We start from the raw sequence: 25,074 nt of genomic DNA, 5'->3' as shown, positions 1-25,074 counted from the left end.
GTTGGGGGAAACCATATGAAGAAGTATTTGCTGATGATTCCACTCCTCATGCTTACAGGATGTATGGAAAAGGAAGTCAAAAAGGTAGATGTAGAAATGTTTAATACCGTTGGTGATTCGCTCGGGACTGTAAGATTAGCCGAGCAGTCAAGCGGTGTTAAAATGACCGTAAATTTGAAGGGGCTTCCGGCCGGGGAGCATGCGATCCACATTCATGACACAGGAAAATGCGAAGCACCCGATTTTAAGTCCGCGGGGAGCCATTTTAACCCTGAGAAAAAGGAACATGGCCTTCTTCATCCGAAAGGGGCGCATGCGGGAGACCTGCCGAATTTAATTGTCGGGGATGATGAAACGGCAAAAGCAGATTTAATGGCTCCAAATGTTACTTTAAAGGATGGGAAAAAATCACTGTTCACTAAAGAAGGAACTTCCATCGTGGTACATGAAGGGAAAGACGATGGGATGAGTCAGCCTGCCGGGGACTCGGGGAAAAGGATTGCCTGCGGAGAAATTTCTAAAGATAAAAAGGCAGGGCAAAAAAAGGCCCAGGACGAAAAAGAATAAATTCGTAATGCTATCTCCGTTATGGGATAGCTTTTTTGATGGAAAAAAATATTTTTCTTATAGGTATGCATCTAAGCTTATCCAAAAAGTGGTACATACACTAACAGGGAGAATGTAAGGAGGCGAATTAATTGGAGAAAAGACAATTCGGCGGTTTTCCTGGGCAGCAAATGGGCTTTCCGCAAATGATGGGCGGATTCCAGCAGCCAGGTTTCGGACAACAGATGGGTGGATACCCAGGCAGCCAGCAAATGATGGGTGGGTATCAACATGGTTACCCGCAAATGATGGGTGGCTACCAGCATGGATATCCTCAGATGGGTGGTAGTCAACATGGTTTTCCACAAATGGGCGGTATTGGGCACCAGGGATTCCCCCAAACGATGGGTGGTCAGCAGCAAATGGGCTTCCCGCAAGGAATGGGCGGACAGCAGCAGACAGGTTTTCCACAAGGAATGGGCGGATTTAATCCAGCAACATTTGGGCAGCGGAAGAAAGAAAAAAAGTAATTTACATCTTTAATGGTGGGACCTGTTCTGTAAAAAGGACAGGTTTTTATTATTTTGACTTGATTAAATTTCCCTATTTTTAGACAATATGTTCATACAGAAATAACGAGGTGTATTTGCAATGAAAAACAGACTATATTATCAAGATGCTTACATAAAATCTTTTACAGCACATGTAAAAAAACATGAACAAGATGAAAATGGCAAATGGTATGCCGTTTTAAACCAAACCGCTTTTTATCCAACGGGTGGGGGGCAGCCGCACGATACCGGCATCATTGCGGATAAAAAAGTCGTGGAAGTAGAAGAAGTTAATGGTGAGATTCGCCATTATCTTGAAGCCCCATTTCAAAATGGCGCTGAAGAGGTGTCAGGCACTCTTGACTGGGAACGACGATTTGATCATATGCAGCAGCATGCGGGACAGCATATTTTATCGGCAGCTTTTGAGCAATTATTTGATTACCATACAGTAGGTTTTCACCTGGGGGTGGACAACCTGACGATTGACCTTGAAACTGATGATTTAGCAAGGGAGGAAGTGAAGAAAGCAGAAGCGCTTGCGAACAGGATTATTTTAGAGAATAGGCCGATTGAAACGAAGTGGGTAACAGAAGAAGAGTTGTCTCACTACCCCTTAAGGAAAGCGACGAAGGTTAAAGAGGATATCCGTCTCGTGATTATTCCAGACTTCGATTATAATGGCTGCGGTGGGACGCATCCAAAGGCAACCGGTGAAGTCAGAGCGATTAAAGTATTGGATTGGGAAAGACAAAGGAAAAAGGTCCGTGTACAGTTTGCCTGCGGCGAACGCGTGGTAAATCTGCTTGGCGATAAGCAAAAGCTACTGCTTAGGTTAACGAAGCTTCTTAATGCTCCAGAAATGGAAATGGAGCAGGCTGTGATACGACTGTTGGAAAATGGAAAACTTACTGAAAAGGCGCTTGAGCAAGCGCAAGAAAGTTTACTTCAATATGAGGCGAAGCACTTATTGGCAAACAACAATCAACTTGTCGCTGCGGTATTTCAAAATCGAACGATTCAGGAGCTTCAAAAGCTGGCCCGGTCCGTTATTGCTGAAGATGATGGGGTACTCGTTTTGTTTGTATCCACGAATGAAACTCGTCTGCAGCTAGTCTGTGCCCGTGGAACTGCCAGAAAGGAAAATATGAAAACATTGGTGGGTGAAGTCTTGCCATTACTAAACGGCAAAGGCGGAGGAAACGAGTCCTTTGCCCAAGGCGGAGGGAATGCGCTGCTCCCAGCGGAGGAAATTCTTCAACAGCTGTTAACTGGTATTAAATAGGTTCATACGTACAAGTATGATAAAATGATTCAAATGTATGTTATAGGAGACAAAAATATGAGAAAAGAGCTGCAAACAAATTTGCAATTTGTGGATGTGCTAAATGAGTGGGATCCCTTTCATTTGAAAAGTGGGGACTATGACACGGAAATAGCAGACACAATTCAAGCCGTCCATGAACTGAATGATCCCGCTAAACTGGCCAAGAGAATTCAAGCCATATATGAATTTTCTTTTGAAAAAATAATCCCTCTGAAAAGCTGTATAAAAGTGGCAGAGGAATTATTAATCATGAAAGAAAATGAAACTTGCTCACTATAAATAACGAGCAGGGTGCCCGTTGATCGCTGGACAATTCTCAAAGCTGAATATGTATGCCTACTCATAAAAAAAGAGGACAAACCAATTTGGTTGTCCTCTTCAAAAAGGGGGAATACTAGAAAGCTTTACGTCTAAAGGATACCCAGAATTACCTTTTTCTAAACAGTAAAATGGTAAAAAAATAAAAAAGCGGTACATTTTACCGCTTTTGCATTTAGAATATATTACAGTTTCGTAGGTGCAGAATTTGGATGAACTTGGTGCTGTAATAATTCAGAAGCCGGGATATCCAGCACAGTGGACAGCTTCATGATTGTCTGGGTACTCGGCATTTGTTCCCCAGATTCATATTTCTCAATTGTCTGCGTTCCAACTCTAACCTTCTGAGCCAATTCCTCTTGGGTCATATGGAGCATCTCGCGAGCAGCTTTAATAGTGGTACCAATTGAGCTCATACAGTTCACCTCTTTTTGAAATTATAACTTCTCACTATTAGTATATCATGGTAAATTTCTTTTTTCTTATTCCGTTTTTGAACATTTTGTTAACTTTTTTTTTGAAAAGGGTTAGAGCAACACCGTTTTCATAAAAAAAGCTTTTTTGATTAAAACTAGGTAGTATGATATAATATTTTAATGCGTATATAAGGGATAAAATTTTTTATTAATTAGGAGTGTTTTTATGACAGAGAAAGTTGAAATAGGCAGTATATTAGCAGGTAAGGTAACAGGAATTCAGCCTTATGGAGCGTTTGTTGCACTTGACGAACAAACACAAGGTCTTGTTCATATTTCAGAAATTACGCACGGTTATGTAAAAGATATTAATGACCACCTTAAAGTCGGCGATGAAATTAAGGTTAAAGTTTTGTCAATTGATGAAGGGGCTGGCAAAATCGGCCTTTCAATCCGCGCAACTGAGGAAGCACCTGTTCAACAGGCTGCTAAACCAAAGAAGCCACGCAAACGCCAAGCTGCGGCAATCATTCCTGAAGTTGAGGGCGGGCAAGGATTTAACACATTAAAAGATAAGCTGCAAGAGTGGATTGATCAATCCCAACGCGAAGATTTAATAAAAAAATAAGTCAGAAGAAGCCTGAGACCAATTCAATTAAATTGGCTCAGGCTTTTTTTTTTAATAGTTCATTCTTTTTCCATGCTCGGCTACAATAGTATTGACTATACATAAATAGAAAGAATGAAATGGAGGAATGATGTATGCCAGCTAATAGGAATACAAACGAATTGATTGAAAAAACGGAGAAATACGGTGCAAATAATTATCATCCGCTGCCAATTGTCATCTCACGTGCTGAGGGTGTTTGGGTAGAAGATCCTGAAGGCAATAAATTTATGGATATGCTTAGTGCATACTCTGCAGTAAACCAAGGACACCGCCATCCGAAAATTATTCAAGCATTAAAGGATCAAGCAGATAAGGTTACATTAACATCAAGGGCTTTCCATAACGACCAGCTTGGACCTTGGTATGAAAAGGTTTGCCAGTTAGCGAAGAAAGAAATGGTCTTACCGATGAACACAGGGGCAGAGGCTGTTGAAACAGCTGTGAAGGCTGCACGCCGCTGGAGTTATGATGTAAAAGGGATTGCTGAGGATCAGGCAGAAATTATCGGCTGTATAGGGAATTTCCACGGAAGAACGATGACGGCTGTTTCATTGTCATCAGATGCCGAATATAAACGAGGGTTTGGACCGATGCTGCCAGGGATTAAGCTCATTCCATATGGTGATTTAGAAGCGCTTAGACAAGCCATTACCCCAAAGACAGCGGCCTTTTTAATCGAGCCTATTCAGGGTGAGGCAGGAATTGTCATTCCACCTGAAGGTTTTATGAAGGCAGCATTTGATCTATGTAAGGAAAACAATGTGCTCTTTATCGCTGATGAAATTCAGGCAGGTTTAGCGCGTACCGGAAAAATGTTTGCTTGCGAATGGGAAGGCATTGAACCGGATATGTATATCCTCGGTAAGGCCTTGGGCGGAGGAGTATTCCCTATCTCGTGCGTGGTTGCGGATAAGGATGTATTAGGTGTCTTCAACCCAGGTTCCCACGGGTCAACATTTGGTGGAAATCCGATGGCCTGTGCCGTTTCTATCGCGGCACTTGATGTGCTTGTAGATGAAAAACTTGCAGAAAAATCCTTAGAGCTAGGGGATTATTTTATCACCAAATTAAAGGAAATTAAGAATCCTAAAATCAAGGATATTCGCGGACGAGGATTGTTTATTGGCGTGGAATTAACGGAACCGGCCCGACCATATTGCGAACAATTAAAAGATCATGGGTTATTATGTAAAGAAACGCATGACACAGTGATTCGATTTGCACCGCCGCTCGTTATCAGTAAAGAAGATTTAGATTGGGCTATTGAGCGAATTAGTAAAGTATTGGGGAACGTGGAAAAATAAGTAGGGGTGCCAAAATGGGGACAACTGATGGAGACGGAAAGAAAAAAGAAATAGTCAACCTTCTTACATCAACGCAGATGGTGATTCACGATGCATTAAAAAAACTAGGGTATAACGAAGAGATAGCTCAGTTATTGGCAGAACCGTTGAAATCACTTAGTGTTAGGATTCCTGTACGGATGGATGATGGAGCGACGAAAATTTTTTCAGGCTTTCGCGCACAGCATAATGACGCCCTTGGGCCAACAATGGGCGGTGTACGCTATCATCCCGGGGTAAATGAAGAGGAAGTCAAGGCATTATCGATGTGGATGAGTATGAAATGCGGAATTGCTGATCTGCCTTTTGGGGGTGGCAAAGGTGGTATCGTTTGCAACCCACATTCCATGTCATTTGGCGAACTGGAACGCTTAAGCCGTGGGTATGTGCGGGCGATTAGTCAAGTCGTCGGGGCAACAAAGGATATTCCGGCTCCGGATATGTATACGAATTCGCAAATTATGGCCTGGATGTTAGATGAATACAGTCACCTTCGGCAAAATGACTCCCCGGGCTTTATTACGGGAAAACCACTTGTGCTCGGAGGCTCTGAGGGCCGCGAAAAAGCAGGAGCAAAAGGGGTGACGATTTGTATCGAGGAAGCGGTGAAAAGGCGCGGTATCTCGATTAAAGGGGCTCGGGTGATTGTCCAAGGATTTGGGAATGCCGGCAGCTATATCGCCAAGTTTCTACATGATGCAGGAGCCATCGTTATCGGTATTTCTGATGTTTACGGCGCTCTTTATGATCCTGATGGATTAAATATTAATTATCTATTGGATCGGCGGGACAGCTTTGGTACGGTGACCAGTTTATTTGATGGTGCGATGACCAATGAGGAATTGCTTACGTTGGATTGTGATATTTTGGTACCTGCTGCCATCTCCAATCAAATCACAGCGGAAAACGCCCACAATATTAGGGCGAGTATTGTTGTTGAGGCCGCCAATGGGCCGACAACACTTGAGGCGACAACGATTCTTACCGAGCGTGGAATTTTGCTGGTGCCGGATGTGTTAGCAGGGGCCGGCGGTGTTACGGTGTCATATTTTGAATGGGTTCAAAATAAACAAGGCTATTATTGGTCTGAAGAGGAAATAGCTGAGAAATTGCGAGTGAGGCTTGTCAAATCCTTTAATGAAATTTATGAACTAGCACAAACTAAGAAGGTAAATATGCGTTTGGCAGCTTATATGGTTGGTGTAAGAAAATTAGCTGAAGCCGCCATGTTTAGGGGCTGGGTCTAAAGGGGGTCCTTGTATCTTTTTGATGCAGGGGTTTCTTTTTTTGCAATATTTATGATTTTAACTAATAATGAGTAATGAAAAGGATGGTGTTAATGTGCAGAATTTTACTTTTTGGAATCCAACAAAATTAATTTTTGGCAAAGACCAGCTTGAGCAATTAAAAAAGGAAATTCCATCATACGGAAAAAAAGTGTTGCTTGTCTATGGTGGCGGCAGTATTAAACGAAGTGGTCTTTATGAAAAAGTTACAGCGCTTTTACAAGAAATCGGTGCCGAGGTTTTTGAACTTTCGGGTGTGGAACCGAATCCCCGTATATCAACTGCCCGTAAAGGGGTGGAAATCTGTAAAAAGGAAGGAATTGAGTTCCTTTTAGCTGTTGGCGGCGGCAGTGTCATTGACTGCACCAAGTTAATTGCTGCGGGTGCTAAGTATGATGGGGATGCTTGGGATTTAGTGGTGAAAAAGGCTTTTGCAATGGAAGCTCTTCCCTTTGGTACGGTATTGACACTTGCGGCCACTGGTTCGGAAATGAATGCCGGCTCGGTCATCACGAATTGGGAGACGAATGAAAAACATGGCTGGGGGAGTGCTGTCACATTCCCGAAATTTTCTATCTTAGACCCTGTTAACACCTTCACAGTACCAAGAAATCAAACGATTTATGGAATCGTCGATATGATGTCACATATATTGGAACATTATTTTCATCTTGAAGAACATACAGACTTTCAGGATCGGATGTGCGAATCGTTGCTCACTACGGTGATGGAAACCGCGCCAAAATTGTTGGCAGACTTAGAAAACTACCAGCACCGGGCAACGATTCTATACAGCGGCACCATGGCATTGAACGGTATTTTAAATATGGGCTATCGCGGCGATTGGGCAACCCATAATCTTGAGCATGCGGTTTCTGCCGTCTATGACATCCCGCATGGCGGTGGGCTGGCGATTCTCTTCCCACACTGGATGGAGCATAACCTGCACGTGAAACCGGAGCGCTTTAAACAGCTTGCTGTTCGGGTGTTCGGTGTAGATGCGTCCGGGAAAAGTGCTGAGGAGGCAGGTCTCGAAGGCATTCACAAGCTCCGTGAGTTTTGGAACAGCATTGAAGCACCATCACGTTTAGCAGACTATGAAATTGATGATACGAAGCTCGATTTAATGGCGGATCGTGCAATGGCAAACGGTGAGTTTGGCAACTTCACAAAGTTAAATCGTGAGGATGTTTTAGCGATTTACCGAGCATCATTATAAATGTAGAAAAATGTCGGAAATGGGCACGCTTACAAAGGGTGTCCTTTCTTGATTATCTTGTCGGCATTCGATAAAGTTGTAATGTAAATAAATTTGATGGAGGATCATTCATGACACACGTTCGTTTTGATTACTCAAAAGCACTTACTTTTTTTGGTGAACATGAACTTACATACTTAAGGGACGCTGTAAAAGTAGCCCACCATTCTCTAAATGAGGGTACTGGTGCAGGCAGCGACTTTTTAGGTTGGATTGAACTGCCAACCAATTATGACAAAGAGGAATTTTCACGGATTCAAAAATCTGCTGAGAAAATTAAAGCTGATTCAGATGTTCTTCTTGTTATTGGAATTGGCGGTTCTTACCTTGGGGCAAAGGCGGCCGTTGAAATGCTGTCACACAGCTTCCACAACGTGCTTCCAAAAGAAAAACGCAGCACGCCGCAAATCATTTTTGTTGGCAACAATATTAGTTCTAGTTACATGCATGATGTAATCGATCTTCTTGATGGCAAGGATTTCTCTGTTAACGTTATCTCTAAATCCGGAACAACAACAGAGCCGGCAATTGCCTTCCGTATTTTCCGCAAGCTCCTTGAGGAAAAATATGGCGTAGAGGAAGCACGTAAACGTATTTATGCAACAACAGACAAAGCTAGAGGTGCGTTAAAAACGTTAGCAACAGAAGAAGGTTATGAATCCTTCATTATTCCGGATGATATTGGCGGCCGGTACTCTGTTTTAACGGCAGTAGGCTTATTGCCCATCGCAGTTAGCGGAGCAAACATTGAAAAGATGATGGAAGGGGCAGCTGCAGCTCAAGGAGACTTCAGCCATTCAGAGCTTGAAGAGAATCCTGCCTACCAATATGCTGCCGTAAGAAATGCGCTTTACAATAAAGGAAAAACGATTGAAATGCTGATCAATTATGAACCAGGTTTGCAGTATTTCTCTGAATGGTGGAAGCAGCTGTTTGGTGAAAGTGAAGGAAAAGATCAAAAGGGTATTTACCCATCTTCCGCAAACTTTTCGACAGATCTGCACTCACTTGGACAATATGTGCAAGAAGGACGCCGCGATTTGTTTGAAACCATCATAAAGGTGGAAAAACCGCGTCATGAGCTGAAAATCGAAGCGTTTGATAATGACTTGGACGGCTTGAATTACCTAGCAGGAAAAACGATTGACTTTGTAAATAACAAAGCATTCGAAGGAACAATGCTCGCCCATACAGACGGCGGGGTACCAAATTTAATTGTTTCCATTCCAGCGATGGATGAGTATACATTTGGTTACCTTGTTTATTTCTTTGAAAAAGCCTGTGCAATGAGCGGCTACCTACTTGGAGTGAATCCATTTGACCAGCCAGGTGTAGAGGCTTATAAAGTCAATATGTTTGCCTTATTAGGTAAGCCTGGGTATGAAGAAAAGAAGGCAGAGCTTGAGAAACGACTGTAGGTAAGCTGAAAAGAGTGCGGACGCGATTGGGGCGTCCGCACTCTTTTCTATTTAAACGTTAACAGTTCATCGCACTCTTCAATTTCAAATGTATGTGCGGGGTTTAGAATAGTGTCTTCTCCTCTTTTGACCCCAATCAATAAGAATCCGTTTGCTAATAGTCCCGAGGATAATTCTTTGAAGGTTTTACCGATATCATTTCGATTAACAGCACTGGCCGACAATCTGCTTTCCTGTAATTGATGGACAACATTTGATAACAGCCCATCCCCATTGGAATGCAGGCTGTTAACCATAAAGACACTTGTTATTTTATTGGATTGAATCACCTCGTCTGCGCCAGCCCTCATGGCATTGACAACTTGCTCGGCTGTCAGAATCTCAACGATGCATTTAACCTGAGCACATAACCCTTTAATCGTGAGCAATGTTAAGATACTGTTCATATCGGCTTGGAGCTCATCATTTCCGCGATCAGCGGTAATCAATACCTTTTCTGCTTTTTCAATATTACTTTTGATGATTGTTTCATCGACGTGGCCTTTTCCTTGGATAAAATGGACAAATTTAGACTTTACCGGATTAGCTTCAAGTGTTTCATCAATTAAGACAATCATTTGCGGATGATGAACAGTTGTAAGCTTATGAATGAGCTCCTTTGATCGCTCGTTCCAGCCGATAATAATGATATGGCCGTTCCCTTTAAACGGAATTCTGCCCTCTGAAAAGGCATCTTGTTTGGTAACGGCAGCAGCTGCGAGAGTACCAAAATAGGAGGAGACAATGCCAACACCCAGTAATATTAAGATCAATGCAGTCAGCCTGCCCCAAAAAGAATGGGGTACATAATCACCGTATCCCACAGTGGAGGCCGTAATAATCGCCCACCAAATACCGTCAAAAATAGTTGGAAAGGTTTCGGGCTCTAAAAAGTGAATCGAGATTCCAAATGACAAAAATACAAGCAATGCGATTAAAAGGATTCGAATGAGAAGCGGTAACCGCAAAAAACTGATATAGACTCTGTTCGGCACGACCACACCTCTTTTCGAGAATTATCCAGCTCCAGGCTCCTTCTATTTTCCTTGATACTACCTATTATTGACAAAAGTGTAAGTTCTCATTATTATTGAATGATTATAATTTTGCATGGGTAAATGTTCACAAAAAGTTCGTATTTTAATGCTTGCCTTTTTTATGAAAAACTTATAAATTATGTTTATCACTATTGATATAGGTACAACTTGGAAGGTGGGTCGTAAGATGGAAACTGGTATGAATTTACTATTGTCGAATATTGAAAAGACAAGAATGGAAATGATCCTTTTGGCACACCAATATGGGTATTCAAATCCAAATGTTGTTCAGTGCAGTCAAAGACTCGATCTTCTGATAAATGTTTATAATAAAAAGAACATAAAGCATTAATCATTTATAGAACCTTCCGACCTCCGGAAGGTTTTTTTGATCTAAAGGAATAATTTCCATCCCAAAAGCAAAATGTAAAACAAACGTGCCCTTATAAGATAAATTTTTGAGGTGTAGAAGAGTGGTTATTGATTCGAAAAAAGAGCGAAGGCTGATCTTCTTCGCTTTACTTGTTCTCGCGATCTATCTCTCTCCACTATTCATCCTGCAGGAGAATGCCCATATCCGGGTGCATGATAATTTAGATTCAAACCTTGCATGGTATAAGGTATTAGCGAAAAGTGGAGAATTATTTGGCAGCACTCATGCAGTCATTCCGCAAATTATCAATGGGCAACTGTCGAGAAATGCCTTTGGGACGGAATACAGCTTGATAGTCTGGTTGTATGCCCTATTTCCAACCATGCTGGCCTACGGTTTAAGCCAAGCATTGACAAGAGTTGCAGCCTTCTTTGGTATGTATTTACTCCTTCGGGATCATTTTCTTACAGGTGATAAATGGCTCCTCCTGCAAATCGGGAGCGCCCTTGCCTTCGCCTTAACACCGTTTTGGCCATCAGGAATGTTAAGTACATTGGGAATGCCGCTGGCACTTTGGGCACTTCTCAACATCCGGAATGGAAATGGAAGTTGGAAAGATTATCTCGTCCTCACAATCATTCCGTTTTATGCGAGCATCGTTTTAGGATTTTTCTTTTTTTTAAGTGCAATCGGGGTCCTATGGCTTTGGGATGTTTTCCGTGGAAAGGGCTGGAACCTCCGCTTTTTGCTGGCACTTGGGTATATGACCATCATATTTATGCTTGTTGAGTACCGGCTCGTCTATTCCTTTTTATTTTCAAAAGAACCGAATAGCCGTGATGAATATTTTCATGCACATCTGCCATTTGGGGGAGCAGTCCGGCTTTTTATCAAAAATTACCTGCTGGGACACACCCATGTACTGACTGTACATACCCTATTTATTGTCCCGGCCACCTTTATTGCTATCTACTTTGTTTTTTCAAAAAAACTCTGGCAACAGGAAAAACTATTTGTTTTTTTGTTTACGCTCAATATTCTCTTATCGTTATGGTATGCGTTTTGGTTTTATGATGGTTGGCTGCCCTTAACCGAAAAATTCCACTTTATGAATACGTTTAATTTTGCCCGTTACCATTTTTTGAGGCCGCTCGTCATCTATTCAGCCTTTGCCCTTGCATTAAAAATTATTTCACTACAAGGGATTGATTGGACAAAATTGGCAAAGTGGCTGATCATTTTGCAAATCTTCTTTTTGGCATTATGTAACGATGAAATCATTTATCAAGATAAGCCAACCGTTAAAGAATTTTTCGCTGAGGATTTATTTGAGGAAATCAAAGAGCATATCGCCCTCCCACAAGAGGATTATCGGATTGCCAGTATCGGACTACACCCGGCAGTCGCGCAATACAATGGCTTTTACACGATCGACACCTATAATAATTTTTATCCATTAAGCTATAAACATCAATTTAGGAAAATAATTGAAAAGGAATTGGCCAAAAATAAAACCATTCGAAACTATTTTGATAAATGGGGCGGGCGCTGCTACATTTTTACGGCCCAGCTTGGAAAACGATATATGCTGAAGAAAGATTCCAAGCGCCATTTGAGAAATTTAGAGCTGAATACGGACGTTTTTAAGGAAATGGGCGGACGTTATATCTTTTCGGCCATACCAATCGACAATGCCGAGCAAAATAAACTATTACTTGATAAAGTGTTCATATCGAAAAAAGCAGCTTGGAAGATTTACTTATATAAGACATTGTAGACATCGGGGGTAGTATACAGATGATCGAGTCAGTCCTTACGATTGTTGTGCCATGCTATAACGAGGAAGAAGTTTTGCCGGAAACCTTTGCCCGGCTACAGGCGTTGCTAATAGAACTGATAGATGAGGGGCTTGTTTCGAAGCAGAGTAAAATCCTCTTTGTTGATGACGGAAGTAAGGATCGTACATGGGAGTTGATTTACAAAGAAGGGCTGCGAAACGAATATGTCCGCGGCTTGAAATTATCGCGGAACGTGGGGCATCAAAATGCCTTACTGGCTGGTTTATTTACCGCAAAAGAGCGATCCAATTGTATGATTTCGATTGATGCTGACCTGCAGGATGATATTCGTGTCATTCGGGAATTTATCCTAAAGTTCAATAACGGATATGAAATTGTTTATGGTGTCCGTAAGAGCCGTGATACGGACACACTGTTTAAACGAAGCACGGCCCAAGGGTTTTACAAAATAATGAAAAAGTTGGGGGTTGACCTCGTCTATAATCATGCTGATTTCCGGCTAATGAGCAAAAGAGCAGTGGAAGAATTAGAACGGTTTAGCGAGGTAAATCTTTTCCTAAGAGGAATCGTTCCACTGCTTGGCTTCCGGTCGGAAGTGGTCTATTATGATCGCTTAGAAAGGCAGGCTGGTGTTACGAAGTATCCTGTAAAAAAAATGCTCGGCTTTGCCTTTGATGGCATTACCTCCTTCTCTATTTCACCCATCCGATTTGTGTTATTCACAGGGTTTGTTTCCTTTTTCATGAGCCTCATTTTTGGCGGGTATTTCTTAACACTGAAATTTTTTGGTGACACCGAGTCAGGGTGGACATCGCTGATTACTTCAATTTGGTTAATTGGCGGCCTACAATTAATTGCGATTGGATTGATTGGTGAATATGTCGGAAAAATTTATAAAGAAACGAAGCAGCGTCCAAAGTACATCGTCGATATCGATTCCTTTAATCTGCCCATTCCAAGGCACCATTTGCTAAATCAAACAGTGATGGACGAAGGATTCAGCCTCGATCTTAGAAAAGTATCAGAAACAAACAAATAACTTTCCAAGAGTTTTCCTTAATGGAGAACTCTTTTTTGTGGTACAACCTCCCCTTCCTGAATAAATATGGGAAGACAGGCTTCATTTTAGGGGGAATTTATCATGAATATATTTTTAGGTTATATCATATTAGGATTGTCGCTAGCAGCACCAATTGGCCCGATTAATGCAGCGCAAATTGATCGAGGAATAAGGAATGGTTTTATGCACTCCTGGCTCATTGGGGTAGGGGCAGTTGTCGCCGACGGGATCTATATGCTAATCGTTTACATAGGGGTTGTCCAGTTTCTTGAAACGGCATTTATGCAAACCTTTCTTTGGTTTTTTGGCTGTTTCGTTCTGATGTATACGGGGATTGAAACCTTCATGAATGCTGGAAAAATTAATTTAGAGTATGCCAGAGGCAAGGAACCTCTGGTTAAATCGTTTTTCTCAGGCTTCTTAATGTCTATCTCGAATCCATTGTCCATTCTTTTTTGGCTAGGTATTTACGGCTCGGTTCTGGTGAAGACAGCTGTCACCTATGATACCAGTCAATTGGTCCTTTATAGCAGCGCGATTTTTATTGGACTCTTGATATGGGATGTGGCCATGGCAGGTGTGGCAAGTAGTTCTCGAAAATATTTAACCTCTCAGTGGCTTGTGGGAATTTCTATTTTGTCCGGACTATCCTTGATTGGCTTTGGTATTTACTTTGGGATGCAGGCATTTACTAATTTATTTAGTTAAATAAATACTAGTGCTAAAGTGAATGGTTCAACTTTTTACAATATTTTGTCCATTCTTATTGACATGTAAATCATCTTCCTATTAATGTTAATAGTATCAGGAGGGGGATTCAATGTGGAAAAGGTAATATTAAAGGTAGAAAATCGATTAGCAGTCATAACCATCAATCGCCCAGATCAATTAAATTGCTTTGATATAGAAGCGCTTCAACAGTTAGAAGAGGTGGTAGACGGGCTGAAACATGATAAGGATATCCGCGTCGTTATTATCACCGGAGCTGGAGAAAAGGCCTTTAGTGCAGGTGCAGATTTAAGGGAAAGACGGACACTAAGTGAAAAAGAGGTTCAAAGAAACGTGGGCATGATCCGCTCTATTTTCACAAAGATTGAAGAGTTACCGCAACCAACGATTGCTGCTATCAATGGCTATGCACTTGGTGGCGGGCTTGAACTTGCCTTAGTTTGTGATTTTCGTATTGCCGTGAAAGAAGCAACAATGGGTTTAACGGAAGTAAGTTGGGGAATAATCCCCGGTGCCGGGGGCACACAACGCTTAAGCCGAATCATTGGACTTTCGAAAGCGAAGGAATTGATATTAACAGCAAGAAAGATTAAGGCAACCAATGCCTTTGATTTAGGACTGGTAAATAAAGTAGTCGAAAAGAGCCAGTTACTCGATTCCTCTATAGAATTGGCAGCAGAAATAATGAAAAATGCTCCCCTTGCCGTGACGCAAGCGAAATTCGCCGTAAACTATGGAAGCAATGTGGATGTAAAGACAGGATTGGCCATCGAAGCGAAGGCGTATGAAGTAATAATCCCTACAAAGGATCGAATCGAGGCATTAACAGCATTTAATGAAAAACGCCCGCCGAACTTTAAAGGGGAATAGGATCTTTTTTAAAAAGGTTGAGGGAATGCATACGTCCCCAACCTTTTAATCATTTAAACCTCTCTTCCGGTTGCCCCTGGTGATTTATCAGTGTCATCCTGGTTGTTATATTCAGGGTCGTTAAAGCCTGGTTGCTTGTTTTTGTCGCTTCCTATATATTCCGCCTTATGTTCGCGCTGTTCTTTTTTAAATTTTTCAAAGTCTAAATTAACCACGTTAATCCCCCTCATTCTAATCATTTTCATCCTTAAGATACACCCCAAACCAATTCTTATACGGTTCCCTTGCCAATCAGATGATAGGATTTTGATGGAATTCAATTTTAAATACATAATCAAGCGTGAAACAAATGAAAATATAAGGGTACGATAAAAAATAAATGAAATAAATGGTGAGATAGATAACGCTTTTTCCAAGAAAGGGGTTTAGCGCATGTTATCGACACAGCAGTTAGCTGAGCTACGGTTACAATTGTTGCAAGAAAAGGCCGAAGCGGAGGGACGGTTGGAACAAAATGATCATTTCGGGTTAGAACGTGGGCATGCCCATGAATCGATGGGGGAGTTATCGAGCTATGATAACCATCCGGCCGATGAAGCAACAGAATTATATGAACGCGAAAAGGATATTGCTTTAAATGAGCATTCTGAAACACAGTTAGGGAATATTGACAGAGCCTTAGAAGCAATGGAAAATGGAACGTATGGAAAATGTGATGTCTGCGGAAAAGACATTCCATTTGAACGGTTACAGGCCCTTCCGAATACCACCTTTTGTATTGAGCACAGCCAAGATCAAGCTACCTCCCATAATCGTCCAGTCGAGGAAGAAGTGTTGGCTCCTCCATTTGGAAAGTTTGATATGGATGAAAGGAAGGAAAACGTTAGTTTTGATGCTGAGGATTCCTGGCAGACCGTGGCAGCCTGGGGAACTTCTGATACGCCATCGGATTTAGCCTTTCCGCAAGATGATTATCAAGATATGTATGTGGAAGCCGATGAAAATATCGGTTACGTGGAGGACTATGAAAATTTTGTCGGTAATGATATGTATGGAAATGATATAAAGGTGTATCCAAATCCACAGCATGAAAAGTATGAAGACGCCCTCGATGAAGAAGGAATCATGACAACCTTTGGCGATCTGCCGGCATATGAACACGACCCTTACGTTGAGGATGAAAAATAAATAAAGAAAACAGCTTTCGGTTGAGAGCTGTTTTCCTTATTATAACCCTTATTCAAATCCTTTTCGGGGAATCGGTATATCCTTTCCGTTTACATCATCAATAACGGCGCCTATTTGTCCCTCGGTATAGGTGTCGCTCACTTGCTCATGTGTAGTCGCAAGCCCTGAGGATAAGGTATCCTTTTCTTGATAATAACTCGGATGATAAAAACTTCCTGCTAACTCTTTCTTGGGATTTGCCTTTTTATTGTCCATTCTGTCATCCTCCTTTTTTTTAAAAGCACTACACCGGTATTTTTTCTTATTTTAAAATTATTACTCCTATAAATATTGGAAGGGGATTTGTTAATGAATCGAAAAAAGGAATTTCCAACACGAGAAGAATTAGATCAGGCATTCCATTATCTTCATGACCAAATAAACAGAATTTCTGTTGTGGAGGAAGTAGAAATGAGGAAAAAGGACAATGAGGGTCCTGAAGAATGAGAAATTATTTGTGTGCAGCCAACATTTATTAGGCTGCACAAGACTTTTTCTCTAGACCCATCCAGTTTGTATTTGCTATGATGGCTAAAGGAATTTCAAAGGTGGATTACGATGGAAATGAGAGAATCGCTGGCTAAAAAAGTAGCCTGGATTAGTGTGATTAGTAATATTATCCTAACATTAGGAAAAGTCATCATTGGCGGGTACGGTCATAGTGACGCGGTATTTGCGGACGGGATCCATTCTGCCGCTGATGTGTTCGCCTCCGTCATCGTCTTATTGGTGATAAAAATTGCGAATAAACCAGCTGACAAAGAACATCCATATGGTCATGGAAAGGCAGAGGTAATCGTCTCTGAAATAATTGGATTTCTGCTTTTACTTGTGGCCATTTATGTAGCCTACGAAGGCTTTAGTGGTTTCTTCCACGAAGTGGAGTCACCTAGTTTCTTAGCGATGTGGGTCGCACTTTTTTCGTTTATTACGAAAATTATTTTATACAGAAGTTCACTTAAGGTCGCTAAACAGAATCAAAGTAAAGCCATTGAAGCGATTGCTTTTGACCATAAAGCAGATATAGTTGCATCCATTGCAGCGGCAATCGGGGTACTCGTTTCCATTGTGGGGGAACGAATGGATATTCATTTCTTACTATATGGGGACAAGGCAGCAAGTATTTTCGTCGCCTATTTAATATTTAAAATTGCAAAGGAAATGCTGACAGAGGCATTTGACATCTTACTTGAGCGTAATATTAATACAGAGACACTGCAGGAATACATTTCCATTGTGGGTGAATTTCAAGAGGTAAAGCGGATTGACCGCATTCGGGCAAGAGAACATGGGCATTATGTATTGGTGGATTTACGCATTTCTATTGATCACTTTAAAACCATTAAACAAGGTCACGATCTGGCTAAATCAATCAAACAAAAATTAATGGATGAAAATGACAACATTCGTGAAGTACTCATTCATTTAAATCCCTATTTTCCTGACGATAGTAATAATTCCTAAAAAAAACTACTATGACCTTTCTGGTATTTGGTTTATGATAAGATAGGATATTAAAATGCGAAGGAGTTGATATTTTTGAGTTATTCCATAGACCCGGACCCAAGTAGGCGAGGGGAAGTCAATGTCTTTGAATTGAATATCTTGAATATCAACTCTGAAAAAGGTTGTTGGCTTCCTCAAACAAAGTGAGTGAGGAGGTTTTCGCATGTTAGAAATTTTTAAAAGCACCGATGCAAGAGTGTTAGAAAAAGTTGATGTGATTTCAAAGGGCTGCTGGGTAAATATGTACGCACCAACGGCAGAAGAAATTAATAAAGTATCCAATGATGCGCAAGTCGATGTTGATATCATAAAGGATGCCTTGGATGATGAAGAACGTCCAAGGATTGAACGGGATGACGGCAGGATTTATATTATTGTCGACTTTCCGTATACGGTCCAAGACGAATCAGGACTGACCGTTTATGAAACCATTCCAATTGGCATTATTTTAACAGATGAATGTATTATTACTGTTTCATTAAAAGATACACCGATAGTAGAAGAATTCCGAAAAAACAGGGTCAAAGAATTCTTTACCTTTAAAAAGACAAGATTTGCTCTCCAGATTCTGTTTGTCATTTCATCCTATTACCTACGTTATTTAAAGCAAATCAATAAGAAAACGAATGAAATTGAACGTGAAGTGCACCAATCATTGAAAAATAAAGAACTATACGCGTTTCTTGCATTAGAGAAAAGTTTGGTTTATTTTACAACCTCGTTACGCTCGAATAAGGTTGTACTCGATAAGATTCTGCGCTTTAACTATTTAAAAATGTACGAGGAAGACAAGGAATTATTAGAGGATGTTATTATCGAAATCACCCAGGCAATTGAAATGGCTGAAACGTACCGTTCCATCTTAAGCGGGATGATGAATGCCTTTGCCTCCATCATTTCCAATAACTTGAACATTGTCATGAAATTCTTAACTTCGATAACGATTATCTTGTCGTTCCCAACGATGGTGGCGAGCTTTTACGGAATGAACGTCGACATTCCTTTCCAGCATGCGACGCATTCCTATGCCATTCCACTCGTAATCTCTGCATCTATAACAAGCTTAACAGCATTCATTTTTTGGAAAAAGAAATATTTCTAGATTACCAGCTTTTTATTGGGCTGGTTTTTCTTTTGGTAAGAAAAAATTTTAGCATGTGATCAAACTGTAAAGCAGACAATAGAAGAAAGCAAAAACTAAAAAAGGGATGATTCCAATGAATGAAAAGGAAATCGAGCAAAAAGTAAATGGCGGTGAAAATGAAGAGAAACCCGCCAAAACTCTTTATGGACTTGAGCCTGAAATGAGTTTACAGTCCGTGAAATTCGCTCCAAATGAAAATTCACTCCTAAATGAACATTTTGAAGGGGAGGAATAACCTCTTATTTTTAAAGGGAAAATTGGTTGTCGTCATCAAAAAGGGGTATGCTAGATATATGTGTTTTTTATTATGGAAGAAACTATGGAGGTTGAATGTATGAAATCATTTGTTGTCGGATTCCATCAGGAAGATAATGTAGATAGCATGCAAATTCAAAAACTTAATCAGGAAGAGTTTGATAAGGCAACAGCGGGCGGTACGAGACATTTATTTGAACTCGACACCAACATTGGCTTTTTTGTCTTTTTCGATGCGGAGGATGCCGATGGTGACCTCTCCTACATGGTCTTGCAATATGAAGAGGACAATGAAGAGCCAGTTGCCTGCTTTTCATTCCAACTGAAGGACTTTTACGAATTTATGGCGCTTTTCTTAAATGACCTGGAATTTAATGAAGAAACAAACGAAGAGGAAGAAGAATACGGCCCAATCCATCATTTGGCACACCTCTTGTTCCATATTGTTGAAGAAGGCAAGGATCTTGAGGTATAAATAGTGGTGATTTTTAATGTTTTTCGCTCGGAATTTTAATGTAAAGGGAAAGGACACCAGATAATGGCGTCCTTTTTAGGTTTTTAAGTAGTTTGCACAAGGGTAATTTTATTCTATCAGCGAATTTATGCGGTCAATCGGCGAATAACTAAACTCAATCAGCGAATCTCATTTTCGCGCCAATAACCAAGGTTTAAATTTGATAAACCACTCAATTGGCGATACCATTATTTAGAATTAAGTAAGGGAGGAACTAACATGAGCAATATTTTTCAAAGAGGTATTGACCGCATTTGGACGGTGCAGCACCAGCAAAATAGTCCGATCCATATGGCGGGGATGGTGCTGGATCCAAGCAAGATGATAGAATCTGATCCTTTCCTCCTCTTGGCTGAGGATTTTTTTAAAAAAGGTACCTTTGATTTTCACCCGCACCGCGGCATTGAGACGGTCACCTATGTGATTGATGGGAAACTCGAGCATTACGATAATAAAGCGGGAAAAGGTGAGCTTGTTCCTGGTGATGTTCAGTGGATGACTGCGGGACGTGGTGTGATTCATATTGAGGATCCTGCAGAAGGGGAGACCGTTCATTCGTTACAGCTTTGGGTCAATCTGCCAAGGGAACACAAAATGGCGGAACCTCGCTACCAAAATCTTCGTGCCCAGGACATGCCGGTGAGGGAAGCAGAAGGGGCATTAATCCGTATCTTCTCCGGTTCATCAGGTGGAATTCAATCCAATACGAAAAACTATGTACCGGTAACGATGGTGGAAATCAACCTTGAGGAAGGAGCATCAATCAGCCAAGACCTTCCTGGAGACTATAATGGATTCATCTATATTTTAGAAGGAAAAGGCCAGTTTGGTAAAAATAAGACAGTAGCGGAAAAGGGACAGGTTCTTTCGCTTGAAAAAAGTGAGGCGGGACAAAGCAGTGAGGTTGCCATTAAGGCAGAAGAAAGACTCAGAGTGTTGTTATATGCGGGGAGACCTTTAAATGAGCCGATTGTGGCCAGGGGTCCATTTGTCATGAACACTGAAGAAGAAATACGTCAAGCGTATCGTGATTATATGGACGGAAAGTTTGCGGAATAAAAAATGTACCGGGCCTAATAAAGGACCGGTACATTTTTAATTAGCTTTTAGCAGATTCCTTTTTCGTCACCTCAACCCGGGCATTTCCCATAAAGAAGATGGTGACCGCGGCGAGAGCAATCGGAATCAATGCCAGCAAGAAGGCATGGGTAATTGAATCCGACATCGCATGAACAATTTTAGAAAGGATAAAGTCAGGAATCTTCGCACGCTCACTGGCTTGGAAAATTTCGCGAGGATCGCCCATCTTAAAATTACTTCCACCCTGCATGCCTGCGAAAGCAGCCTTCAATTTATCCTGAAAAATATTGCCCTGAATGGTACCGAAAATCGTCACCCCAAGGGTCATCCCAAACGAACGAAGGAAAGAGTTCGTCGAGTTAGCTGTTCCCCGGTATTGCGGCTCCAAATTATGAATCGATGCAGTCGGCAATAAAGAAAAGGAAAAACCTACCCCAAAGCCCACTAGAATCATATAAAGCGTCAATTGCCAGCGGGCCGTATCAACGCCCATACCTCCAAGGAAGAACATTCCAATTACGTAAGAAACAATCGAAATCAACATTAGATTCCGATAAGAAGTCTTGGTTAAAAAGATTCCACCAACAGAACTTCCGGCCACAGATCCCAACATCATCGGTGTCAAAATCAAGCCGGCATTTTTAGCGGTACCGCCGTAAACTCCCTGGACAAAAATAGGAATAAACACGGTTAAGATGATAAAGGTACCGCCATAAAGAAAGGCAAGGATTTGCGAGGTCGCAAACAATCTTTTCTTAAACAGCCAAAGCGGCAAAATCGGTTCAGCTGCCTTAAATTCGGTGATGAAAAAGGCAATAATAAAGACAAAAAAGCTAGCAAATAAAGCAATAATTTGCGCAGAATCCCAAGCGTATTCCTTCCCGCCTAGTTCAAGGGCAAACATTAAACTGACTACAGAAATAACAAGCGTAATCGCTCCGACCCAGTCAATTTTTTGCTTGGAATGGGTTAATGATTCATGATAAAAACGAACAATTAAAATAAGCGAAATAATACCAATTGGAACATTCACATAGAAAATCCAATGCCAGCTAATATAATCTGTAATATAGGCCCCAAGTAGCGGACCTAATACACTGGAGGCCCCGAATACAGCTCCAAGTAAGCCGGTCATCTTGCCACGTTTATCCGGTGGGAAAATATCGAATACGATGGTAAAGGCAATCGGCATAAGGGCACCGCCGCCAATCCCCTGAATCGCCCGGAAGATACTTAATTGAACAATCGTTTGAGCAATTCCGCAAAGGGCAGAACCAACAAGAAATACCACTAATCCAAAAATAAAAAAGCGTTTTCGGCCATACATATCAGAGAGTTTACCGAATATAGGCATTCCGGCCATAACGGCAACCATATAGGCTGATGTGACCCAAATAAATTTGTCAAAGCCGCCTAGGTCGGAAACGATGGTTCCCATTGCCGTTGCAACGATCGTATTATCCATGGCCGACATAAGAATGGCTAGTAAAATACCCGTAACAACAAGCTTAAGATTATTGTCTTTTTTGATCATAAAATTTCTCCTTAGTAGTTCCCGTAATAATAATACTGGCCAAAATGATCCTCTAACAATTTTCAAGATAAAGCAATTTTAAAAGGGAAGGATAGACCTTGTCAATTAATAGTTTTTTTGTAAAAAAAGAGACCCCACGGAGTCTCTTTAGGTATTGGAATAGTTCCTTTTTACGCTTTTAAAACATCATGGTCAACATAGCGTTCACCATTCAATTCACTAATCACATTGATGGCCACTTTTGCGCCATCTCCGGCGGTAATAATCGTGTGCATGCTCATACCAGCGATAGTGCCAGCGCCCCAGATTCCGTTAATATTTGTTTTTCCGGCTGCATCGACATCAAGGATGGTTTTAATTCTTGGTTCAGTACCGGGCTTTGTGGTTAGGCCGATTTTTTCAGCAAGATCAGCCATCATGCCGGTTGCTACAATCACGTGCTGTGCTTCATATGCGCCTTGATCGGTTTCAACCTTAAAGCCATTATCTGCTTTGCTAACGTTTGTAACAGTGGCTTGAACGATTTCGGCACCAAATTTACTCGCTTGTTTTTTACCTGTTTCAACAAGGTCTGGACCAGTGATTTCAGCTACACCATAATGATTTTCAATCCATGCACGCTTTGTCACACTTTTATCATTATCAATGACTAAGGTTTTCTTTCCAGCTTTCGCCGTAAATAAAGCAGCACTTGCACCGGTAGGGCCGGCACCAATAATTACTACATCAAACATCTTCAAAACCTCCATATGAATAAGTTTTTACCAGTATTATCGTATCTTAACCATTGTAGTATGTAAAATCATCGGCTCATTTCAAAACTTTTGGAAATCTAACTATTTACGATAAAAAAAGAACCATCATTTCCGTCATTGGATTGATGGTTCTTATATTTAAACTGATATAAATGATCCTTTTTCGTCTTCGTCATTCTTGTACGCATATCTGTGAAACTAAACCCACTTCGCTTTGCATCGGGATTTCGTTTTCCCGCTCGTGCAAGTTTTTCTCTTAACTTCTTGGCTTTGGATTTCGCCATGAAAATCACTCCTCCATTTGGTTTCATTCTATTATATACCATCTGGCGGAGCTTTGCTTCGAATGAGTTACGCATCATGAAGGGTCGTTTGTTCCTTCACTGAATCAGCAGGACGCTGTTTCTTCGTATGAAGGAAGTAATAGAGCACCATTCCAATTAAAATATAGAAGGAACAAAAGAAGTATAACGTACTGTAATCCATTTTAACCGCGATGATCCCGACAATGAATGAACCTAGTGCAATACCGGTATCATATATGGATAAAAAGGTTGCTGTTGCCAGACCTCTCTTTCTAGGTTCAGCATCTTGGATGGCAATGGTTTGAAAGGTAGGAAAGAGTGTTCCCCAGCCCAAGCCAATCAATCCAGCAGATAATAAGAAGGTGCCAGCCCCAGTGCTTTGGCTTAAAACAAGCATACCAATGGCAAAAAGTGCAATACAGGGGAAGGAAATGACATTTGGACCATATTGATCGAGCCACTTTCCTGTAAATGGTCTTGATAATAATAAAACAATGGCATAGACCACAAAGAACAGACTTGCAACATTTGCTAAATGAATTTGATTTGCATATATCGACACGAATGAAAGCAGGGCAGAATAAACAATGGCCATGAAGCTGCCTACCAGGGCAATCGGAACGGCAGAAGCCTCGAAAAGATTTCTAAATGAAAATGAGGAAGAAATGGCTTTTTCAGCAGGTTTTACTGGTTTCTTAATCCCAACACTTAAACCGGTAAGTAAAGAACCAACCGCCACAACGACACTAAGGATAAAAAGAATAGAAGATCCCCACTGTTGGATGGCCAGTAACCCAACAAATGGCCCGATAACCATTGCCATATTTGTTGACATCACGAAATAGCCCATTCCTTCTCCGCGTCGTGAGACTGGAATGATATCAGCTACGATTGTACCAACAGCTGTTGTCGCCATCCCGAAGCCAATCCCGTGTACTAAACGGACAACTAGAAATCCAATAATTGATGTTGGAAAAAAGTATAAAAGGGAAGCGCCGGCAAATAAAACGAGGGCAATTAATAGCACTTTCTTGTGTCCTTTACTTTCAAGCCATTGCCCAGCAAGCGGACGTGAAACGATGGCGGACAGCAAAAATACTGTTGTCATAAGCCCTGCAACAGAAGAACTGCTATGTAACTCATCCATTGCGTACGATGGTAATGTCACGAGTAGGATGTAAAAGGTTAAAAACAGAAAAAAGTTACTTAAAGAAACGCTGATAAAATCTTTGCTCCAAAGTTTTGGTTTATTCATACGATGCACCCCTATTATAAAATTTGCTGTAACCAGTTGGTTTGCAGTTTAAGAAGCTCTTCTTGTGATGCCACCGGAAAGTGCTTTAATAACTCCTGATTCACCGTTGTGACGACACTTTCCCACAGTGGGTATTCACTCAAGGCTGCATCTGTTAATTGCACATGTTTTTCTCGTTTGTCCTTCCCTGGAACCTGCCTCACATATCCTTGTTTGACGAGACGTTGAATGGTTCGGGTCATCGGCGGCGCTTCAACAAATAAATAATCACAAAGTTCTTTTTGCGTAAGTGACCCTTTATTTTTAAGGACAAAAATGACAGCCCACTGGGCACTGTATAATCCAAATGGTTTTAAGGACTCATTGAGTTTATTGGTAAGTTGACGTGAAAGCTGATGAAGAGTATGGAATAATTCGTGGCTTATCATAATACGCTCCAATTAGTAAAATTAGTTACCT

30 protein-coding genes are annotated in these 25,074 nt (G+C 41.2%); 21 read left to right on the top strand and 9 right to left on the bottom strand.

Annotation, left to right across the window (positions count from 1 at the left end):
- The first annotated feature begins 15 nt into the window (after positions 1-15).
- The 4 genes from RCG19_RS05020 (at position 16) to RCG19_RS05005 (ending at position 2,703) form a co-directional block, all read left to right on the top strand.
- Positions 16-567 (top strand): superoxide dismutase family protein, encoded by a 552-nt coding sequence (locus RCG19_RS05020; protein ID WP_308109911.1) that lies wholly within the window; start codon positions 16-18, stop codon positions 565-567.
- A gap of 131 nt (positions 568-698) precedes the next feature.
- On the top strand, positions 699-1,076 hold the full coding sequence (locus tag RCG19_RS05015; RefSeq protein ID WP_308109910.1) for a hypothetical protein: 378 nt from the start codon (positions 699-701) through the stop codon (positions 1,074-1,076).
- Positions 1,077-1,197: 121 nt separating this feature from the next.
- Positions 1,198-2,382: an alanyl-tRNA editing protein gene (locus tag RCG19_RS05010; protein WP_308109909.1), complete on the top strand. Its 1,185-nt coding sequence runs from the start codon at positions 1,198-1,200 to the stop codon at positions 2,380-2,382.
- A gap of 57 nt (positions 2,383-2,439) precedes the next feature.
- On the top strand, positions 2,440-2,703 hold the full coding sequence (locus RCG19_RS05005) for a DUF1871 family protein (RefSeq protein ID WP_308109908.1): 264 nt from the start codon (positions 2,440-2,442) through the stop codon (positions 2,701-2,703).
- A 224-nt stretch (positions 2,704-2,927) separates the two neighbouring features.
- Here the strand turns inward: RCG19_RS05005 and RCG19_RS05000 are convergent, their stop codons facing one another.
- On the bottom strand, positions 2,928-3,167 hold the full coding sequence (locus RCG19_RS05000; protein ID WP_374049577.1) for a helix-turn-helix domain-containing protein: 240 nt from the start codon (positions 3,165-3,167) through the stop codon (positions 2,928-2,930).
- A gap of 217 nt (positions 3,168-3,384) precedes the next feature.
- Between RCG19_RS05000 and yugI the strand changes: the two genes are divergently transcribed.
- The 5 genes from yugI (at position 3,385) to RCG19_RS04975 (ending at position 9,133) form a co-directional block, all read left to right on the top strand.
- Positions 3,385-3,786, top strand: coding sequence for a S1 domain-containing post-transcriptional regulator GSP13 (yugI, locus tag RCG19_RS04995; protein ID WP_308109907.1), 402 nt, complete (start codon positions 3,385-3,387; stop codon positions 3,784-3,786).
- 134 nt (positions 3,787-3,920) lie between these two features.
- Positions 3,921-5,132 (top strand): ornithine--oxo-acid transaminase, encoded by a 1,212-nt coding sequence (locus RCG19_RS04990; RefSeq protein ID WP_308109906.1) that lies wholly within the window; start codon positions 3,921-3,923, stop codon positions 5,130-5,132.
- 14 nt (positions 5,133-5,146) lie between these two features.
- Positions 5,147-6,418: a Glu/Leu/Phe/Val family dehydrogenase gene (locus RCG19_RS04985; protein WP_166239377.1), complete on the top strand. Its 1,272-nt coding sequence runs from the start codon at positions 5,147-5,149 to the stop codon at positions 6,416-6,418.
- Between the two features lie 94 nt (positions 6,419-6,512).
- Positions 6,513-7,676 (top strand): iron-containing alcohol dehydrogenase, encoded by a 1,164-nt coding sequence (locus RCG19_RS04980; protein WP_308109905.1) that lies wholly within the window; start codon positions 6,513-6,515, stop codon positions 7,674-7,676.
- A gap of 110 nt (positions 7,677-7,786) precedes the next feature.
- Positions 7,787-9,133 carry a glucose-6-phosphate isomerase gene (locus tag RCG19_RS04975; RefSeq protein WP_308109904.1) on the top strand — a complete coding sequence of 449 codons (1,347 nt, stop codon included), beginning with the start codon at positions 7,787-7,789 and terminating at the stop codon, positions 9,131-9,133.
- Positions 9,134-9,180: 47 nt separating this feature from the next.
- Here the strand turns inward: RCG19_RS04975 and RCG19_RS04970 are convergent, their stop codons facing one another.
- On the bottom strand, positions 9,181-10,167 hold the full coding sequence (locus RCG19_RS04970; protein ID WP_308109903.1) for a potassium channel family protein: 987 nt from the start codon (positions 10,165-10,167) through the stop codon (positions 9,181-9,183).
- Between the two features lie 229 nt (positions 10,168-10,396).
- On the opposite strand from RCG19_RS04970, the gene RCG19_RS04965 reads away from it, so the two are divergent.
- From RCG19_RS04965 to RCG19_RS04945, 5 genes are all read left to right on the top strand, one after another.
- The gene (locus tag RCG19_RS04965; RefSeq protein ID WP_308109902.1) at positions 10,397-10,561 is read left to right on the top strand and encodes an aspartyl-phosphate phosphatase Spo0E family protein; all 165 of its coding nucleotides are present in this window, start codon (positions 10,397-10,399) and stop codon (positions 10,559-10,561) included.
- Between the two features lie 121 nt (positions 10,562-10,682).
- Complete coding sequence (locus RCG19_RS04960; RefSeq protein ID WP_308109901.1) at positions 10,683-12,359, top strand: DUF6044 family protein; 1,677 nt, start codon at positions 10,683-10,685, stop codon at positions 12,357-12,359.
- Between the two features lie 20 nt (positions 12,360-12,379).
- Positions 12,380-13,420: a glycosyltransferase family 2 protein gene (locus tag RCG19_RS04955; RefSeq protein ID WP_308109900.1), complete on the top strand. Its 1,041-nt coding sequence runs from the start codon at positions 12,380-12,382 to the stop codon at positions 13,418-13,420.
- Positions 13,421-13,522: 102 nt separating this feature from the next.
- Complete coding sequence (locus RCG19_RS04950) at positions 13,523-14,149, top strand: LysE family transporter (RefSeq protein WP_308109899.1); 627 nt, start codon at positions 13,523-13,525, stop codon at positions 14,147-14,149.
- Positions 14,150-14,263: 114 nt separating this feature from the next.
- Positions 14,264-15,040, top strand: a complete 777-nt coding sequence (locus RCG19_RS04945) for an enoyl-CoA hydratase-related protein (protein ID WP_308109898.1) — start codon at positions 14,264-14,266, stop codon at positions 15,038-15,040.
- Between the two features lie 53 nt (positions 15,041-15,093).
- Here the strand turns inward: RCG19_RS04945 and RCG19_RS04940 are convergent, their stop codons facing one another.
- Complete coding sequence (locus tag RCG19_RS04940; protein WP_308109897.1) at positions 15,094-15,255, bottom strand: hypothetical protein; 162 nt, start codon at positions 15,253-15,255, stop codon at positions 15,094-15,096.
- A 217-nt stretch (positions 15,256-15,472) separates the two neighbouring features.
- Here RCG19_RS04940 and RCG19_RS04935 point away from each other — a divergent pair, with 217 nt between their 5' ends.
- Entirely contained in the window at positions 15,473-16,228 is a 756-nt protein-coding gene (locus RCG19_RS04935) for a TraR/DksA C4-type zinc finger protein (RefSeq protein ID WP_166239359.1), read from the top strand.
- Positions 16,229-16,276: 48 nt separating this feature from the next.
- On the opposite strand, the gene RCG19_RS04930 is transcribed toward RCG19_RS04935, so the two are convergent.
- Complete coding sequence (locus tag RCG19_RS04930) at positions 16,277-16,483, bottom strand: YozQ family protein (protein WP_308109896.1); 207 nt, start codon at positions 16,481-16,483, stop codon at positions 16,277-16,279.
- A gap of 93 nt (positions 16,484-16,576) precedes the next feature.
- On the opposite strand from RCG19_RS04930, the gene RCG19_RS04925 reads away from it, so the two are divergent.
- The 6 genes from RCG19_RS04925 (at position 16,577) to RCG19_RS04900 (ending at position 20,745) form a co-directional block, all read left to right on the top strand.
- Positions 16,577-16,714: a hypothetical protein gene (locus RCG19_RS04925; protein WP_166239355.1), complete on the top strand. Its 138-nt coding sequence runs from the start codon at positions 16,577-16,579 to the stop codon at positions 16,712-16,714.
- 111 nt (positions 16,715-16,825) lie between these two features.
- Entirely contained in the window at positions 16,826-17,731 is a 906-nt protein-coding gene (locus tag RCG19_RS04920; protein WP_166239353.1) for a cation diffusion facilitator family transporter, read from the top strand.
- 205 nt (positions 17,732-17,936) lie between these two features.
- Entirely contained in the window at positions 17,937-18,875 is a 939-nt protein-coding gene (locus RCG19_RS04915; protein WP_308109895.1) for a magnesium transporter CorA family protein, read from the top strand.
- A gap of 115 nt (positions 18,876-18,990) precedes the next feature.
- Positions 18,991-19,152, top strand: a complete 162-nt coding sequence (locus RCG19_RS04910; RefSeq protein WP_308109894.1) for a hypothetical protein — start codon at positions 18,991-18,993, stop codon at positions 19,150-19,152.
- 99 nt (positions 19,153-19,251) lie between these two features.
- Complete coding sequence (locus RCG19_RS04905; RefSeq protein WP_308109893.1) at positions 19,252-19,647, top strand: cytosolic protein; 396 nt, start codon at positions 19,252-19,254, stop codon at positions 19,645-19,647.
- Positions 19,648-19,905: 258 nt separating this feature from the next.
- Positions 19,906-20,745 carry a pirin family protein gene (locus RCG19_RS04900; RefSeq protein WP_308109892.1) on the top strand — a complete coding sequence of 280 codons (840 nt, stop codon included), beginning with the start codon at positions 19,906-19,908 and terminating at the stop codon, positions 20,743-20,745.
- A 40-nt stretch (positions 20,746-20,785) separates the two neighbouring features.
- On the opposite strand, the gene RCG19_RS04895 is transcribed toward RCG19_RS04900, so the two are convergent.
- From RCG19_RS04895 to RCG19_RS04875, 5 genes are all read right to left on the bottom strand, one after another.
- The gene (locus tag RCG19_RS04895) at positions 20,786-22,300 is read right to left on the bottom strand and encodes an MDR family MFS transporter (RefSeq protein WP_308109891.1); all 1,515 of its coding nucleotides are present in this window, start codon (positions 22,298-22,300) and stop codon (positions 20,786-20,788) included.
- Between the two features lie 170 nt (positions 22,301-22,470).
- Positions 22,471-23,034: an NAD(P)/FAD-dependent oxidoreductase gene (locus RCG19_RS04890; RefSeq protein ID WP_308109890.1), complete on the bottom strand. Its 564-nt coding sequence runs from the start codon at positions 23,032-23,034 to the stop codon at positions 22,471-22,473.
- Positions 23,035-23,132: 98 nt separating this feature from the next.
- Positions 23,133-23,339, bottom strand: coding sequence for a hypothetical protein (locus RCG19_RS04885; protein WP_308109889.1), 207 nt, complete (start codon positions 23,337-23,339; stop codon positions 23,133-23,135).
- Between the two features lie 67 nt (positions 23,340-23,406).
- A complete protein-coding gene (locus RCG19_RS04880) occupies positions 23,407-24,615 on the bottom strand; it encodes an MFS transporter (protein ID WP_308109888.1) in 1,209 nt (402 codons plus the stop codon).
- Between the two features lie 14 nt (positions 24,616-24,629).
- A complete protein-coding gene (locus RCG19_RS04875; protein ID WP_166239335.1) occupies positions 24,630-25,043 on the bottom strand; it encodes a MarR family winged helix-turn-helix transcriptional regulator in 414 nt (137 codons plus the stop codon).
- Positions 25,044-25,074: the final 31 nt, after the last annotated feature.

Origin of the sequence: Neobacillus sp. OS1-2 (assembly GCF_030915505.1) — a bacterium.
Taxonomy (GTDB): domain Bacteria; phylum Bacillota; class Bacilli; order Bacillales; family Cytobacillaceae; genus Neobacillus.
This window is presented reverse-complemented; position numbering and strand designations above follow the sequence as displayed.